Origin of the sequence: Gaetbulibacter sp. M235, from assembly GCF_043876835.1 — a bacterium.
Taxonomy (GTDB): domain Bacteria; phylum Bacteroidota; class Bacteroidia; order Flavobacteriales; family Flavobacteriaceae; genus Yeosuana.
Genome location: NZ_JBAWJZ010000008.1, coordinates 1 through 16,688, shown reverse-complemented (window position 1 = coordinate 16,688; position 16,688 = coordinate 1). Strand labels below are relative to the sequence as shown.

13 protein-coding genes are annotated in these 16,688 nt (G+C 31.9%); 9 read left to right on the top strand and 4 right to left on the bottom strand.

The features are described 5' to 3' along the window. Positions 1-3: 3 nt before the first annotated feature. Entirely contained in the window at positions 4-402 is a 399-nt protein-coding gene (locus V8G69_RS12890) for a hypothetical protein (protein WP_394882430.1), read from the bottom strand. Between the two features lie 424 nt (positions 403-826). Here V8G69_RS12890 and V8G69_RS12885 point away from each other — a divergent pair, with 424 nt between their 5' ends. The 6 genes from V8G69_RS12885 to V8G69_RS12860 all read left to right on the top strand — a co-directional run bounded on the left by V8G69_RS12885 (position 827) and on the right by V8G69_RS12860 (position 9,190). Then, positions 827-2,050 (top strand): site-specific integrase, encoded by a 1,224-nt coding sequence (locus tag V8G69_RS12885; RefSeq protein ID WP_394882429.1) that lies wholly within the window; start codon positions 827-829, stop codon positions 2,048-2,050. 237 nt (positions 2,051-2,287) lie between these two features. Beyond that, a complete protein-coding gene (locus V8G69_RS12880) occupies positions 2,288-3,916 on the top strand; it encodes a vitamin K epoxide reductase family protein (RefSeq protein ID WP_394882428.1) in 1,629 nt (542 codons plus the stop codon). Between the two features lie 592 nt (positions 3,917-4,508). Continuing rightward, positions 4,509-4,661 (top strand): hypothetical protein, encoded by a 153-nt coding sequence (locus V8G69_RS12875; protein ID WP_394882427.1) that lies wholly within the window; start codon positions 4,509-4,511, stop codon positions 4,659-4,661. A gap of 290 nt (positions 4,662-4,951) precedes the next feature. After that, a complete protein-coding gene (locus V8G69_RS12870; protein WP_394882426.1) occupies positions 4,952-7,138 on the top strand; it encodes a peptidase domain-containing ABC transporter in 2,187 nt (728 codons plus the stop codon). A gap of 132 nt (positions 7,139-7,270) precedes the next feature. Next, complete coding sequence (locus V8G69_RS12865; RefSeq protein ID WP_394882425.1) at positions 7,271-7,447, top strand: hypothetical protein; 177 nt, start codon at positions 7,271-7,273, stop codon at positions 7,445-7,447. Between the two features lie 450 nt (positions 7,448-7,897). Continuing rightward, positions 7,898-9,190: an HlyD family secretion protein gene (locus tag V8G69_RS12860; protein WP_394882424.1), complete on the top strand. Its 1,293-nt coding sequence runs from the start codon at positions 7,898-7,900 to the stop codon at positions 9,188-9,190. Between the two features lie 928 nt (positions 9,191-10,118). Here the strand turns inward: V8G69_RS12860 and V8G69_RS12855 are convergent. After that, positions 10,119-11,216, bottom strand: coding sequence for a hypothetical protein (locus V8G69_RS12855; protein WP_394882580.1), 1,098 nt, complete (start codon positions 11,214-11,216; stop codon positions 10,119-10,121). A gap of 1 nt (position 11,217) precedes the next feature. Then, the gene (locus V8G69_RS12850; RefSeq protein ID WP_394882423.1) at positions 11,218-12,003 is read right to left on the bottom strand and encodes an RNA polymerase sigma factor; all 786 of its coding nucleotides are present in this window, start codon (positions 12,001-12,003) and stop codon (positions 11,218-11,220) included. A 415-nt stretch (positions 12,004-12,418) separates the two neighbouring features. Between V8G69_RS12850 and V8G69_RS12845 the strand changes: the two genes are divergently transcribed. The 3 genes from V8G69_RS12845 (at position 12,419) to V8G69_RS12835 (ending at position 15,117) form a co-directional block, all read left to right on the top strand. Beyond that, positions 12,419-12,760, top strand: a complete 342-nt coding sequence (locus tag V8G69_RS12845; RefSeq protein ID WP_394882422.1) for a hypothetical protein — start codon at positions 12,419-12,421, stop codon at positions 12,758-12,760. A gap of 630 nt (positions 12,761-13,390) precedes the next feature. Beyond that, positions 13,391-14,254 (top strand): serine protease, encoded by an 864-nt coding sequence (locus V8G69_RS12840; RefSeq protein ID WP_394882421.1) that lies wholly within the window; start codon positions 13,391-13,393, stop codon positions 14,252-14,254. A 158-nt stretch (positions 14,255-14,412) separates the two neighbouring features. Continuing rightward, on the top strand, positions 14,413-15,117 hold the full coding sequence (locus V8G69_RS12835; RefSeq protein ID WP_394882420.1) for a hypothetical protein: 705 nt from the start codon (positions 14,413-14,415) through the stop codon (positions 15,115-15,117). Positions 15,118-15,296: 179 nt separating this feature from the next. Here V8G69_RS12835 and V8G69_RS12830 read toward each other — a convergent pair whose 3' ends face one another. After that, positions 15,297-16,355 carry an IS110 family transposase gene (locus V8G69_RS12830; RefSeq protein WP_394882419.1) on the bottom strand — a complete coding sequence of 353 codons (1,059 nt, stop codon included), beginning with the start codon at positions 16,353-16,355 and terminating at the stop codon, positions 15,297-15,299. Positions 16,356-16,688 lie beyond the last annotated feature (333 nt).

Genomic DNA, 16,688 nt, shown 5'->3' with positions numbered 1-16,688 from the left:
TAATTATTTTTCTTTGCCTAATGAAAATAAAGCGCACTGATATGCTTCGGTTTTGGATAAAATCCACCCAGAAACCATAACGGTATCGCCTTTTTTATAATCATCAATAATTTTTCTTTGTAGTATTTCTTCTGTTATGTTTTCTTGTTCAAAAGAATTATCATTGGAAATGAGTTTTAATAATTTTAATTCACTAAATATCTCAATCTGTTTCTCTCTATAAATTTTCCCCAAAGCTATTACGGCTTCACTATTACAGATAGACAATAAAAATTTAGGCTCTTGTAATAATTTTTTACCTCTAAGTCTCCTATAATTGTTAACTACAGGCACAAGAGTTGTTAATAGTATAGCAGCAATACAAGCTAATCCCATTGAAAGAATGAATTTTCTTCTTTTCATTGCTTAAATTTATACTCTACAGACAACATCTTATATGAGTTATGTGGCTTTTAAAAACATTGTTAAACTTAATAAATTTTCATAAGTTAATCATCAAAATAAAATGCTAAGAAAAAGAGAAAATATAAAAAATATTGAAGTATTAAGTAAATTTGATGTCTTGTTGTTCTATCTATGTCCAATCTTCATAAAACAAAAAAACCTCTCAACATCTTGAAAGGCTTGATTTTACTAGTGGTCCCACCTGGGCTCGAACCAGGGACCACCTGATTATGAGCAGATAATAATACAGCTAAATCCATATGAATAAAATTTTAACATATTGATTTTCAATATTTTAATTAATTTTAATGTCAACTGATATCATTTAATATCAAAGAAATGTTTGCAAATTGTTTGCAAATTTTTTACCTAACTTAGGGTTATGAATACACTTATAACCTTAATGTTAGACCAACGAAGAATGAAAAAAGATGGTAAATATCCTATCATTTTTCGACTTACCCATAACAGAAAAACAACTTCAATTTCTACAGGATTCTCTGTTTTAGAAACCGAATGGGATGAAAAGAAAAGAGAAGTTAAGTCAAATTATAAAAAAGTCGAATCCGTTCGATTATTAAATATAATACTTTTAAAGGAAAATGCCCGAATAAATGAAATACTCAATAAGCTTTATGACAAAGGAGAGTTGCAATACATATCTATAAATCAAGTAAAACAGTTTATAACAAGAAAAGTAAACTACAGTTCCTTTTTAGAATATGGCAATCACTTAGTAAAAGAACTAATATCTGTTCGGCGTTTCGGAACTGCCCGAACCTATGAATTCACATTAAAAATCATGCAAACCTTTACACAGAAAATCGATATAAAATTCAATGAGGTTAACTATGATTTTCTTAAAAGGTTTGAGAAATTCCATTTATCAAAAGAAGACAATAATTTAAATGGTTTAGCATTTTATATGAGAACAATTCGAGCCATCTATAACAAAGGTATTAAAGATGGTTGCATTGATAAAGAAGCTTATCCTTTTTCTGAATACAAAATTAGAGTAACTCCGACCAAAAAAAGAGCATTAGACATTACTCACATTAAAAAAATTTTGGATTTACAACTCCCTGTAGGACATGAATTATTCCATACAAGGAATTACTTTTTAATATCCTACATGCTCTATGGTATGCCCTTTATGGATATGGCCTTTTTAAAAGTAGGAGATATAAAAAACGGCAGAGTTATTTATCAGCGAAAAAAAACCCTAAAAAATTACGACATTAAAATTTCTGATACATTATATAAAATTCTAAAGTTTTATAATAAACATAAATTGAAACAAGATTTTATATTCCCAATTATCATGAGAGAAAAACCAGAACAGCAATATCAAGATGTAATTAGATTGAGAACAATGTACAATGATAAGTTAAAAAAGATTGCTCATATATGCAATATTGAACAAAGCTTATCTTCATACGTTTCTCGACATAGCTTTGCAACAAACGCAATGTTACAAAATATACCTTTACAAGCAATTTCAGCAATGCTAGGTCATAGCAAATTGAATACTACTCAAATCTATTTAAAGTCATTACCTAACAAGATATTAGATGAATATAATGAAAGGCTGAGCGTTTCTTTATGAGTTGATAATTCTTTTTGTTTAGTCTGAAAATCAGCAATTAATAAATATAAAATTCCTTTTTATCCATTAAGGCATTTTGTTAAATTTATTTTTTACGGTTTTACCACAACACTCTTTGTATTATTATTCCTAGATTTATTATCTCATAACGGTACTGTTCAGTAATCATATTGTTCTTGTTTGTTTATTGTTTATTATTAAGTCCGCTTAAAGAACAACTTTAAAAGAGTTTGAATAATGAAAGATCAATTATTTAATGTATTAAATGAATACCTAAAAAGTTCAGATATCTTTATTAATGATTCTGAATTAGAATTTCAAATATTAAGCCACCCATCCTATCCGAGTTTGCACGCTTTAACAGGTGTGTTGGACCATTTTAACATCTGCAACCTTGCGTTAGAAGTATCACCAAATGCAGAGATACTAAAACAACTTCCAAAAACATTTATTTCTTTAGTTAATGGCGAGATTAATAAAGATTTTGCTGTTATTACACAACAAAATGATACAATTAAAATAACCCATGGCAATAAAAGAAAAATTTCAATTACAGTAGAGGAATTTCTACCTATTTGGAGTGGAGTTATTGTGGTTGTTGAAAAGGAAGATTTCAATGTACAGGCCAAAACAATTAACACAAAAAATATTTCAAAAGGACTATATGTTTTATGTGGCATTTTATTTTTAAGTGCATTCATTTCTGTTAAACCATCTTTGTTTCAATTACTTCATTTTACATTATCCTTAATCGGTCTTTATGTTAGTTTTTTAATTGTTAAGCATGAATTAGGTTTTATGTCTAGAGCAATAGATAAATTTTGCACAGCAAATGAGTTTACCAGCTGTGATGCTGTTTTGAATTCCAAAGGAGCTACCATTTTAAAACATTTTAAATTAAGCGATGTGTGCCTTGTTTATTTTACAAGCTTGGCATTAGCCTGGGTGCTTATAGTAAATAGCAATACAAGTGATTCTGCTATCATATTCCTGTCCTTAACAACAGTTCCAGTGACATTCTATTCTATTTACTATCAATATAATGTTATAAAAAAGTGGTGCCCTTTATGTTTAAGTATTGTGGTTGTATTGTGGCTGCAATGTAGCACCCTACTTGTTAACAAAAATACATTTGAAAATATAGAGTTCAAAATAAATGATGGACTGGTTCTTTTTTTTAGTTTGATAATTATAACAACATTATGGCTGATTATAAAACCGCTTCTTAAAAAGGAACAAGAGTTAAACAAATTACAAATACAACATTATAAGTTTAAAAGAAACTTTGATTTATTCAATGCCGTTTATCATAAAAACGAGATAATAAATACATCATCCATTCATAATAAGGAAATTGTCTTGGGGAGTAAGAAAGCTCCTTTGCATATAGTTTTAGTGACCAATCCAAAATGTCATTATTGTAAATCTGCACATACCGACATAGAAAATATTTTGAATAAACATCCGGATTCTATTAAAGTAGTTATAAGATTTAGTATAAGCACAAAGGACAAAGATGATGTGGTTTATAAAGTTATAAATCGACTCTTTGAAATATATAATACAGAATCAGAATTCAAATGTCTTGAAGCTTTACATGATGTATATAAAAATGAGGCCAATTTAGATAAATGGTTACTTATATGGAATGAGGCTAGAAATTATGTTTTTGATGACGTATTGGAAAGCCAGAAAGCATGGTGCCTTAGAAATACCATAAATTTTACGCCTGCCCTATATATTAATGGAAGGCCGTTTCCGAAAGAATATGAAAGAAGTGACATTTCATATTTTATAGAAGATTTAATAGAACAAGCAGAAAATGAAAAAGCAACCATGTTAAAACCAGTGGGAGCTACAAATTAATACCAATGCTAATACTTTTCCGCTAATGCGGAAAAGTACAGCAAAGTAAACAATATCTTCTCGCGAAAGATGGACACAAACCTTGAGTGTCCTTAAATGTTCAAGGCAAATATATTATATAAAATTTTTAATTATGAAAAATTTGCAAAAATTAGGTAAAGCTTTAAATAAAGCGGAACAAAAATTAATTAATGGAGGGGAAATAATAGGTGATCCTTTTGTATGTCGAGACAGCAGTGATTGTTTAAATTATGATTGCTGTTGGGAAGGTCATTGTATGTCACCTTCATCTTGGCAATGTATGTCAGTGTGATACTATTGATTTTAATTAAGGTTATTATTGATATAATATCAATAACAACCTATAATGTATGACAATTTTTATTTGTTTTATTCCCCAAATTGAGTCTAAAAATTGTGCTCAACTTGTATTAAAATCATCTCTAAGTCTACGAAAGACTATTCACATATCCTTATGTCTATTAAAACAACCAGAAGAGGCAAAGTAAAAAAATCTTTTCGCGAAAGATGGACACAAACCTTGAGTGTCCTTAAATGTTCAAGGCAAATATATTATTTAAATTATTTAATTATGAAAAATTTGCAAAAATTAGGAAAAGCTTTAAATAAAGCTGAACAAAAGGGAATTATTGGAGGTATTGATCCAAAACGTTGTGTTTATGATTCTGATTGTGAATATGATGACATATGTAACAGTCAGACTGGACAATGTACAGTTTGGTAGAATAATAATTTTTTAGAAAAAACATATAATGAATCTTCTTATATGTTTTTTCTTTGAGATATTATAAAATTTTCACACTACAAACAGCCACAGGTAAAAGATTGTAGTACAACCTGTATAAAAATTGTTGATAAACCCTTGAAAGCTAATTTATACCCAACAATTCAGGTAACCTTAAATGATAATGGAAGACATTCCTTTATCAACCCATAATAATGGTTTTTATGACAAAACCTTAATCTGAACCATGCTAAGAGGTTAGTGCACTCTTGGTTTTATTTGAACTCTATTTGAAAAAATTCCCACATTATACCCAAACAGAATCCAAAGATTGCGGACCAACTTGTATTAAAATTATTTCCAAACATTACGGAAAAATTATTAATACACAACAGCTCCGTGCACTTAGCGAAACTACAAGAGAAGGCAGTAGCCTATTAGGGCTAAGTGAAGCTGTTGAAGGGCTAGGGTTTCGCTCTTTAGGCATTAAACTTTCCTTTGAAAAATTACAAGAAGCACCTCTGCCGTGTATACTCCATTGGAATAAAAATCATTATGTTGTTTTGTACAAAATACGAAAAGGGAATCTTTATATTTCTGATCCAGCCCATGGGTTAATTAGTTATACTAAAGATGAATTTTTAAAACATTGGATTGGAAATAATGCAAATGAATTTACTGAAGAAGGTATTGCACTCATGGTTGAGCCAACACCTCTATTCTATGAATCTGTTTTTGAAGAAGATCAAAAATTTGGTTTTGGTTTTATTTTTAAATACTTACTAAAGTATAAACAGTTTGTTATTCAACTTATTATAGGGCTTTTAGCGGGTAGTTTATTACAGCTCATTCTTCCGTTTTTAACTCAAAGTATTGTGGATGTTGGAATAAAAAACCAAGATATAAACTTTATTTATCTTATTTTAATTGCACAACTATTCTTGTTTATAGGAAGAGCCGCTTTAGAGATTATTAGAGGTTGGATTTTATTGCATTTAAGTACACGTATTAATATATCCCTGATTTCTGACTTCTTTATCAAACTTATGAAATTACCGATTTCATTTTTTGATGTTAGAATGACAGGAGATTTATTACAGCGAATTAATGATCATAAACGTATAGAACGAATCCTAACAACATCATCTTTAACGGTGTTATTTTCACTGTTCAATCTTATCGTTTTTAGTTTTGTTTTGGGTTATTATAGTATGCAAATTTTTGGTGTTTTTATTGTTGGAAGTATTCTCTATTTCTCTTGGGTTTTGTTTTTCTTTAAAAGGCGAAAAGAACTTGATTATAAACGTTTTTCAGAGATAAGCACAGAACAAAGTAAAGTTATTGAACTTATTAATGGGATGCAAGAAATAAAACTCCATAATGCCGAACGCCGGATGCGCTGGAATTGGGAATATGTACAAGCACGTTTATTTAAAGTTGCCACAAAAAGTCTTGCGTTAGAACAAACACAAAGTGTGGGGTCTAATTTGATTAATGAACTAAAGAATATGTTCATAACCGTATTGTCTGCAAAGCTAGTGATTGATGGCGATATTACTTTGGGTATGATGCTCGCTATTAGCTATATTATTGGGCAATTGAATGCGCCTATCTCTCAGCTTATTAGTTTTATGAGGGATGTGCAAGATGCTAAAATTTCATTAAACCGCTTGGGAGAGATCCATAATAAAGATAACGAAGAAAGACCTGAAGATAATAATGTCACTATAATTCCTGAGCATGCCAATATTCATCTTAAAAACATTTCGTTTCGTTATACTGGTGGATTAGAATTTGTATTAAAAGAGTTATCGTTAACTATCCCTGCCAATAAAACCACTGCTATTGTTGGGGTTTCTGGTAGTGGTAAAACAACTTTAATGAAATTATTGCTTCATTTTTATACAGTTGATAAGGGTGAAATACTCATAAATAATTTCAATTTAAATAATATTTCTCAAAAAATATGGAGAAACCATTGCGGAGTAGTCATGCAAGAAGGCTATATATTTAATGATACTATTGCCAGCAATATTGCAGTAGGTGAAGATTTTATTGACAAAAAAAAATTAAGCCATGCTATTAAAGTTGCAAATATAGCCGATTATATCGACGGATTACCTTTAGGCTTTAATACGAAAATTGGTAATGAAGGTATTGGGTTAAGTACAGGTCAAAAACAAAGATTGCTTATTGCTCGAGCTGTCTATAAAGATCCTAAGTTCTTGTTTTTTGATGAAGCCACCTCCGCTCTTGATGCTAATAATGAAAAAGTTATCATGGAAAATCTAAATGATTTTTTTGCAAATAAAACAGTTGTTGTAATTGCACACAGATTAAGCACTGTGCAAAATGCGCACCAAATTGTGGTATTAGATAAAGGGAAGATTGCTGAGATAGGTAATCACAGAGAATTAATAAAACAGAAGGGGAGCTATTATGATTTAGTAAAAAACCAGCTCAACCTTGGTAAATAATATACCCATAAAGTACAATATTAAAAGAAAGTACCTTATTATGAGTAAAAATATTCTTTTCGCGAAAGATAGACACAAAGCTTGAGTGTCTTTAAATGTTCAAGATAAATTTAATTTTTAAATATTTTAATTATGAAAAATTTATTAAATCTAGGCAAAGCCTTAAGTAAGGCTGAAAAAAAAGCTATTACTGGTGGTAAGTTTGTTTGTTGTCACTCTTATCCTCAATGCCCTAATTATAATGACACCGGTTGTCTTATTATTGGTGGCGTGTGTGAATATTACCCAGGAGAAGGGGTTTCTTGTTAACGAAATTTTAACAAGTTAAATTGTTTATTATAGAGGTGTGTAATTACCCACCTCTATATTCAATTTTTAATAAATTAGGTTAATGTGCTATAAAAGTTTAGTGTTTAGTCTATAAAAAATTGAGAAAGATAGACACAAACCTTGAGTGTCTATAAATGTTCAAGGCAAAATTAATTTATATACATTTTTATTATGAAGAATTTATTAAATCTTGGCAAAGCTTTAAGTAAAGCAGAACAAAAGGCAATTAACGGGGGGAATGACTTCTGCTGTGAATGGTGTTCAGATGGATCATGCAACGGATGGGTTAGTAGCCCAAGGGTTCCTTGTCCAATTGCGCCCCCATGTAATTAAATAAGTTGAAGGACATGAAAAAAATCCATGTCTGGTAATTACTTTTAGAGTAGGTTAATAAAAAAATCTACTCTAACTTTCAACAATAATAAAAAGATGCAAGAAAATAAGTTTGAAACTCAAATACGCAGCGAAGAAGTTCAAGATATACTTAGTAAAGTTCCTCATTGGATGATACGCTGGGGAAATGTTTTATTCTTAAGCTTAATAATAATGCTATTGGTAATATCTTGGTTTATAAAATATCCCGATGTAATAGTTTCTGAAGCACTTATTACTACTCAAATACCCCCCCAAAAAGTGTTTGCTAAAACTAATGGGAAATTTGACGTTATTATGGTAAAAGATAATGAGTTGGTTAATATTAATCAACCTCTTGCCATAATAGAAAATACGGCAAATTATAATGATGTCTTTAAGTTAGCCTCAATAGTTGATACTATTCCAGTAAATAATCAAATGTTTAACTTTCCGATTACTGATTTGCCATTTCTATTTTTAGGAGATATTGAAACTAGCTATGCTTTATTTGAAAACAATTATATACAGTACATTCTTAATAAGAAATTACAACCATTTACTAATGAAAATTTTGCTAATAAATTATCCATATATGAAATAAATGAGAGATTACAAAATTTAGAATCTCAAAAACAACTAAATCAATCTGAACTTCAGTTTAAGAAAAAGGCTTTGGAAAGAAATAAGGAACTTTTCGAAAAGGGAGTAATCTCTACTCAAGAGTATGAAAGTAAACAATTAGAGTTCTTACAATCTGAGCGTAATTTTAAAAACATAAATGTTTCCATTTCTCAATTGCAAGAATCAAAAAATAATGCTCTAAAAGCTTTAAGAGACACAGATATTAACAAGATAAAACAAGAAATGACATTATTAAAAAAAGTAATTCAATCGTTTAATCAACTTAAAAAAAGCATAAAAGAATGGGAAGCAATTTATGTTTTGAAATCTAAAATAAATGGAAGAGTGACTTTTTTAAACTATTGGAACAAAAATCAAGTAGTAAATCAAGATGCTTTAGTATTCTCTATTATTCCTAGTGAAAATTCAAGCTTTATTGCAAAATTAAAAATACCAACGTTAAACTCAGGGAAAATAAAGGTTGGACAATTAGCAAATATTAAGATAGATAATTATCCAGAGGCAGAGTTTGGTACTCTAAAAAGTAAAATAGTAAAAGTATCTATATTTCCTGATAAAGATGGTCTTTATTTAATTGATGCGTCTTTACCAAAAGAGCTAATAACGTCATACAATAAAAAAATAGAATTTAAACAAGAAATGAGTGGTTCAGCAGAAATCATTACTGAAGATCTTCACCTTATTGAACGTTTTTTCTATCAGATTAAGAATGTATTTAAAGACTAAATTACGATATAAACAAATGTTTTAATAGATTTAAAATATCATTTATTTTATAATAAATTTTGTTTTTGTATAAATGATTACTCAACATCTCTATAGCTGGGTTGTCTTCACTATTAATAGCTTTTATGGCAATATCTTACGGGATTTCAATTATGGATTGTGTCCTTTTTAATCAAAAGCACAAATCTTAATTTGGCTTCATTTAACGTTTGCTTCGCAAACTTAGATGTGAAGCAAGAGGGTAACACGCTCCGCGATGTTACTGGTTCATATTTTACTTAAAATCAGTTATTTACCAATTTTAGATGGTTGATTTTATTTCAGATTTGCGGCAAAACCTCTTGAAACCCCATTAAAATGGCATTTATTTGCGGCAAACCCATAGGATTTCATATGATTTAGTTAATATTGAACCGTTGTAGTGTTTGCCAAATACGTATTATTTGACTTTTACAGTAAATGGCTCCGTAGCCCTATAAACAGGCAATAATTTACAGTAAAAAGTATTAGAATAATTTGTATTGATAGGTATTGTCGGTTATTGGTGTTTTATTAGTTTAAAAAGGGTATCAATTCACTGTTTTTTAGTAAAAAAGCTTCGTAGCCCAATGAAATCAAGGAATTTTTTAGTAATAAATGAGATTTTCGGTTAAAATTCCCAAAAACATTGCATAGTATTAGCTCGATAGATGTTGGGGCTTTTAATTCGTAACAAGTATGATAAATCGTTTTCTGATTAAAAATTAAAGACCTGTTGTTCAGTGTTATCTCTGATTGGATAAAGAATTGTGGATTCATCATTTTATAAAAAACCAATTAGGTTTTTTTAAATAAGAGAGCCCACGCGTTGTATATGCCGTTAGCATTTAGTGAGTGCGATGATCCACCCCACCTTACGGGTGTACAAGCACCCTCATGACCAAATCGGTCAATCTACAATAAGTTCTATGCCCGCTTTCTCGGCCTTGTATTTTATCTTGGCCGTCAGCTCGTAATAGCTCCAGTTCCTGAGTACAAATCCATCTTCCTTTGCTATCCCGGTCTTGTCCTCCTGATTTAACAATATGAGCGTTCCAGCCTGATGCTTGGTGCAAAAATCGATGAGCCTCCTGCTGTACACATGCAAACGATGGTGTACATAGTTACTTTCCGACTTGCTGAGCCTGTCCACCGCTTTGAGTTTTCGTTTACGCCCTTTGCCTGATCTGGAATAGGTAGCTCCAATCTGCGCCCTTTTATGGGCTGCCTGTATGGCCAGCCTTCTATATAGAAACTCTTCCTTAGTGCCTATACAGAGCCTGTCCTTGCCAATTTTCACGACCAATGGGTATTCCAATGACAATGAGGCCTCCGCAATCACTTCTGCTTTAAGGATATGCCTTTCTTTCTCGATTTCAAATATCGGTAGCCAAAAGATCTTGCCGTCCTTTAATTGGATACGGGAGGTACACAGCTTGGTCTCTCCCTTTATCACCCGATCCAACAATATTTTTTTGTCTGTATGGTCATTCCCCAGATATGTCCGAAAGGGAACCTGGAACAAACGAAAGCAAAACGCCCTTTTCTCTTCATCATATGATATTCTGCTTATGCCCTCCAAACTAAATGGAAAGGCCATATCCCTCCTAAAGTTCTTTAGGGAACATTCACCTTTCCAGTATTTCGGGCTGTTTGTCCTAAAAGAAGTGATCAGGGTATTGTTCAAACTGGACAGTATATTGGTTGGGATCTCACCCTTAAAGCGATCCGATACCATGCGATAGGTGGTATTGATGCGGGAGCGTTGCAAAATGCCGTCTTCATCTTTTTTTTCATCAGCCAGTTTATACTTTATCCCTTCTGAGAGATAAAAGAAATCTTTGATCATCTCCTGTACATAGAGATGGGAAACGATTAGGTTGGCAGCCCTGAAACATCGATTTTGCCACTGGTAAAGTTTGTCCAAGGCCTCCTTTCGTTCTTCTTGGGTAGGGAGGTCGACCAATAACTGGATCTTTCGGGTGAGTTTGAGCGTTGGCTTTTCCATATCAAGCGGATTCCAGTTGCTGTTCATGTTTCTGCTGCATGAGTTTATAGGCTATCATAAATTCATGGTGCACTTCTTTTTGGGATAGGTTAAGTTCTTTGGCTATGGAGGTAAAGGAATATTTCATTTCACATCGAAGCATTAATACTTTTACCTGTTCCTTGGTCATAATATCTTGTCCTTTAATTTCATCAATAGACTTCTGTCTTGTTTCAAGCCTGTTTCCTTGATTAATGATCGTTCTGATGTCCTCAATAGCTCCTTTCACTTCGTTACTGGTCTCGGTAATGCTTGTTCCCATGACCTCGGCAATAGCTTTGTATTGAAAGCCATATTTCAAACAGATATCAATCAAATGCCTTCTCTCGGCATTCAATAGGGGCAGTACGCTTTTGATATGGTCGAAGTCTTTTTGTTCCGCTTCCTGATCTCGCAGCGTTTCCCCATCTTTTAAAGGATCGTACCCTACCATATAGTCTTGGTAATTGTCATAATCCTCAAACGAATTGACTTTCCTAAAGAACTTGTTTCTAGGTCTGGTATAGTAGGAAATACATTCCCTTTTCATCACAAACCTTAGGAAAAAGAAGATATGTTTGGGGGTTTCTATACTGTCCCTATGTTCCCATAATTTTAAAAAAGTATCCTGGACCAAGGATTCTATGACAAAATGATCCTTGAGCATGCGCTTGCCTACCCAAAAGATACTCCTGCTGTACTTGGCATGGATACGCTCCAAAGCAGCGGGATCACCCTTTTTTAATAGTTCGAAATGATGCTGTGACATAAGGGATCGCTTTTAAGTTGGTGATATCATCACCATGATTAAATCAGATTTAGATAAAGCGAATTCTTACATTGTGTAAAGAGAAGATAGCTTTGAGAAAAGTTGAAAGAAGGCACTTTTTATACAAACAAAAAAGGCGTGGATGCTCAACTTATAGTATAGGAGGTACTGGTATACCTTGCAACAATAAGAGAGCCCACGCCCCGGGTCGTGAGCAAATCTACTTATCATCTTGTTGCACAAAAATTACCAGTTTTCCTATACAAGATTCAAAGCAATTGCTTCTAATATTTATCTTTAAGAAGAATCGCAAAAATACTCCTTTCTATATGAAAGGAAAATCAAATGTAAATAAAATATTTTAACGACACAAACGTCGTTGATATATTTTTTTTTATTACCGTCATTTGAATATATGATTGATAAAAAAGATATTTTATATTATTCTACTTCTATTGAAATGGTTCTTAAAGAATTAAGAAAAGAGAAGGGTATGGATCAAGGTAAAATAAAAGGTTTGTCTCAATCAGATGTAAATATCGAATTTGCCCAAAAATATGAGATTATTATAAATATGGGGCGGATGGAGTCTAAACCCAACTTTGGAATTATCAAATTACTATATCTCTGTGATTATTTTGGTATTTCAACAGTTGATTTCTTTAAAAGGGTTTTGACTAAAGAAAAAAAGGAAATCATCGAATTCATAAAAGCGAAGGAAGAGGAGAAAAGAAATCGAAAAAGAACAAAAAAATAATTAAAGAAAAGCCAATCCAAAGAGATTGGTTTTTTTTGTTCTAAATACAAAATAAAAAAGGTGTTTAAGAGGTAAAGAATAATCGTTTTTAAAGTTATGGATTTAGAGGCTGGATTGAGCGGGGAGAATCCATCACTTTAAAAATGCAGCAAGCTCGCCCAAAGCGAGCGCGGTAGCTTATTTTTTCTGATTATGTTAATGCACCCTAGTGTTTATAAGCGTTTCCAAGGGTATTAACATAATTATTGTATTTTTTGCATGGAACATAAAATTGATCGTTTATTATAATCTACTGAAATACAGTAAATTATAAATAAATCAAATAACGCAATGAGCTTTAGCGCATTGCCCTCTTGCTATTCCCTTAGATTCGCAATGTCATTTACATAGAGCTTTTTTAAGACAATTGCTCTTTCCTTGATTACGTTATTCAGTTTTAATACTAAAATTGAATATTTAAAAAAATAAATTTTTAAGAAAATTCACATAATTCAGAAAGGAATTAACTAATTTTAATATTAGTTATATTAATATGCGGTGATGGTAAACAATAAAACTTATTATGTTTATCCGTAAACTGGAACCCATAAACAGTATATTATATAAGGATATAACGAGTTAGCATACATTATGAAAAACCTCCTAATTACTTTATTTCTTTTGAGCTCAATCAATCACACTTTTGCTCAAACTTCTTCGTTTTCTACAGACCAAGCAACTATAAAACAAAGAATAAAAAATATAAAAGAATGCACGGGTAAAATACTTGTGGATAATGTTAAATCTGGTACTGGATTCTATGTTTCAAGTGACGGTATTATATTAACTAATTGGCATGTGATTTTTAGTAAAAACACGAAAATTGATTCTATAGGTAGAATCCAAAGCAACTTTTCATTTGTTGACTATAAAAATGACACAATTCCATTAAATATAATTTTAAAGCTAAATAATGAATCTATTGTGAAAGAAGCAATAGCATGGGATTATTGTATTTTAAAACCTAAAACAAAAGTTAATTCAAATTTTCTCGAATTAGGTAATTTTTCAGATGCTTATGAAGGAGCAACAGTTTACACTTGCGGTTTTCCTCTTGACTTAAATGACCCTTTTTTTTCAACAGGAATAATTTCGACTTTATCCAAACAGACAATAGATAAAGAATCAAACTATACTAGAGAAATTGCATGGCTTGATATGACTACTAACAAAGGTAATTCAGGTGGGCCATTAATTTTACTTACTGAGAATCCCGAGAATGATAAGGTAATAGGTATTACTTCATTTATAACAACGCCCTTTTACAGTGTCTTAGAAAATTTAAATAATTATATAACAGAAACTGAAAAGCATGGTGGAGCTGAAATAATGGGAATTAATTTTCTTCAGTATATAAAATTAATAAATACAACTGCTAATTCAAATTCAGTTGGAATAAGTGGATGTATTTCAATTGAAAAAGCTAAAAATATAATAGGAAATCTAAATAAATAACGTATACTAACGTATAAAAAAAATTGCTGGTTTTAGCTAAACCAAAGTTAGTTGCTCGTTTGCTAGCTTCTGATTTTCCTTCGTAAAATCCTCGCACACAAACACGCAACTTTCCTTATACATAAACGTTGTAAGCAATTTAAAAAACCCGAGGAAATTTGGTAACATCATCAGATAGAGAATACATTTTAGCCAAACGAATAAAGCAGAAAAAAAACGGAATTGAAACTGACTTTCTAGAGCTTGCTAAATGGATTTCAGAAAAATACAAAGTAAATGTTATAAACATTACTCACGAAATAATGAATCACGACAACCGAATTAGAATCGGAATTGCAGTCGAAACTGAAAATGACGAAGTTAAATTCAAAGAAAGTGATGAACGGTGGGCAAATTACGATGAAAAAATTCAGGATGAAATTGCAGAAAAATATCTGGAGATTTGCAAAACTTTGGAAATCCCAAATGGAAAAAACATTCTTGGATTAACAAAAAAACTGAAACCACAATTAAAAGATGTTTTCGTTTCGGCTTCAGCATTTGAACCATTAGCCAAAGAAGAAGCAAATGGACTGATTCCAGAACCGAAGATAAAAGAATTGTTATCCAAACTGAACAATAACAAAGTTTGGACATTGTCAAGATGTTTTGGAAGTGCGACTTTATTTGTTTTTAAAGATGAACAAAAGGAGAAAATAGGTAAATCGGACTTCTTTGAAGAACTTGAAAAAAGATATTTTGAGTTGCTTAAAGAATATGACGAATTTGATTATTGGAAAAGAGACGAATTTAAAATCGGAATTGATTCAAAACAAAATTTTGACGAAAATTATGAAAGCAGTTGGTTCTATTATAACAGATAAAAAAACTGCTTACAACACCGGCTATAATTCAGCGTGGCGATGGTGCAAAAACCGAAAGTAAAACATATATTTAAGCTGATTTCTCTGCGGAATAGTCCTGCGGACGATTCCACGCCGAAATCATAGGTACTGTGTTAAAAACCAAATAAATTAACTAAAAATTATAGGAAGCACTTATGCTAAACCATAGTGCTATCCTGCGCAGCAAGAGCTTTTGGTTCTTGCTGTTTTTTCTTTTCAAATTCTGCGTCATAATATGTTTCATTTTTCCAGAGCGTGAACATTAAAATCAATAATTTCCTTTGGACTGCCACCAAAGCCACAAGAGGTTTTGCTTTCTGGGGCTTTAATCTTTTATAAAACTGTTTTAAGGTGGGATTGCACCGAACGCATGTCATTGAAGGCATATGGAGAACGGCCCTAATATGGCTGTTTCCTTTTTTGCTTATTTTGGTCTTACCCTTAAAATTACCAGACTCCCTTAAAACCACATCATAGCCAGCATAACTTGTAAGCTGTTTTCCGCTTGATATGGACTCAAAACCTAAAGTTTCACCAACAACTGTTGCTGCAGATATAAATGACACACCAGGAATACTTTCTAAATACGCAATGCGGCCTTTTAAAACCTTTGTCTTAGACACCAGTTCCCGCATTTCCTCTTCTATAGCCAATATCTGTGTGTTTATCAGGCGTAACCTTGTTAAATGCCGCTTGGAAGCTTTTGAACTGGAATAACTACTTGACCCGATAGCTCCTTGTCTGTTTATCTCTACGTTCCTGTCTTTTAAAAGGGAACTGCGCTCCCTGCCAAGTGCTTTTAACTCCTGTAATTCCTTGCTGGGAGGATTCCAAGGCCTTGGGTTCCGTTCCAGACCCAGCATGCTTAACATCCTACTGTCCAAGGCATCGGTCTTTAAGCGTTGGTCCAGACTTTGGGCATAGCGCTTTACCCTTCCCGACTGCATAACACAGACTTTGTAGCCTTGGCCATACAAGTAATTACAGATTGCCTGGTGGTAAACACCAGTTGCCTCCATGACGATTATAAATTCTACGCCTTCTACCAACACCTTCCTTAACCATCCCGACAGAACCTTAAATCCCCCTGGATCATTACCAATATCTGGATGGCCTATAAATTCCTTTTCTAGATTGGAATTTAACTGTCCTAAACTAATAGATAGATTCCCTTTAGAAACATCTATCCCTAAACATTGCTTTAGTTTTGTATCCATACCTGTTTATTTTAACAAGGCTAATTTCCTTTTGCATCTTTGCTCGCACTTGATTCGGTCTCTTGCCATAGGACCTAGGTACTGTCCAGATTCCAAGAAAATTATAGAAGGGAGGGATTTCTATGAAACGATATCACGATAAACCTGTGTATCTAGCCAAAACCTCTCTATCCCTTCTATTTTACTTGTTTTGTTAGTCAGAAATTTACTATTTTTAATACAATTAAATAACGTATCGTAAACATACGAGCCTAACCGTTAGCAGTTATTTAATTTAGTCAACCATGATTATGGAAGAAAATAAATCGAAACTCTCAAAATTCTGGAATAAAT

Coding starts and splice junctions, on each gene's coding strand:
- V8G69_RS12890 (WP_394882430.1), bottom strand. CDS start 402: ATGAAAAGAAGAAAATTCATTCTTTCAATGGGATTAGCTTGTATTGCT.
- V8G69_RS12885 (WP_394882429.1), top strand. CDS start 827: ATGAATACACTTATAACCTTAATGTTAGACCAACGAAGAATGAAAAAA.
- V8G69_RS12880 (WP_394882428.1), top strand. CDS start 2,288: ATGAAAGATCAATTATTTAATGTATTAAATGAATACCTAAAAAGTTCA.
- V8G69_RS12875 (WP_394882427.1), top strand. CDS start 4,509: ATGAAAAATTTGCAAAAATTAGGAAAAGCTTTAAATAAAGCTGAACAA.
- V8G69_RS12865 (WP_394882425.1), top strand. CDS start 7,271: ATGAAAAATTTATTAAATCTAGGCAAAGCCTTAAGTAAGGCTGAAAAA.
- V8G69_RS12860 (WP_394882424.1), top strand. CDS start 7,898: ATGCAAGAAAATAAGTTTGAAACTCAAATACGCAGCGAAGAAGTTCAA.
- V8G69_RS12855 (WP_394882580.1), bottom strand. CDS start 11,216: ATGGAAAAGCCAACGCTCAAACTCACCCGAAAGATCCAGTTATTGGTC.
- V8G69_RS12850 (WP_394882423.1), bottom strand. CDS start 12,003: ATGTCACAGCATCATTTCGAACTATTAAAAAAGGGTGATCCCGCTGCT.
- V8G69_RS12845 (WP_394882422.1), top strand. CDS start 12,419: ATGATTGATAAAAAAGATATTTTATATTATTCTACTTCTATTGAAATG.
- V8G69_RS12840 (WP_394882421.1), top strand. CDS start 13,391: ATGAAAAACCTCCTAATTACTTTATTTCTTTTGAGCTCAATCAATCAC.
- V8G69_RS12830 (WP_394882419.1), bottom strand. CDS start 16,355: ATGGATACAAAACTAAAGCAATGTTTAGGGATAGATGTTTCTAAAGGG.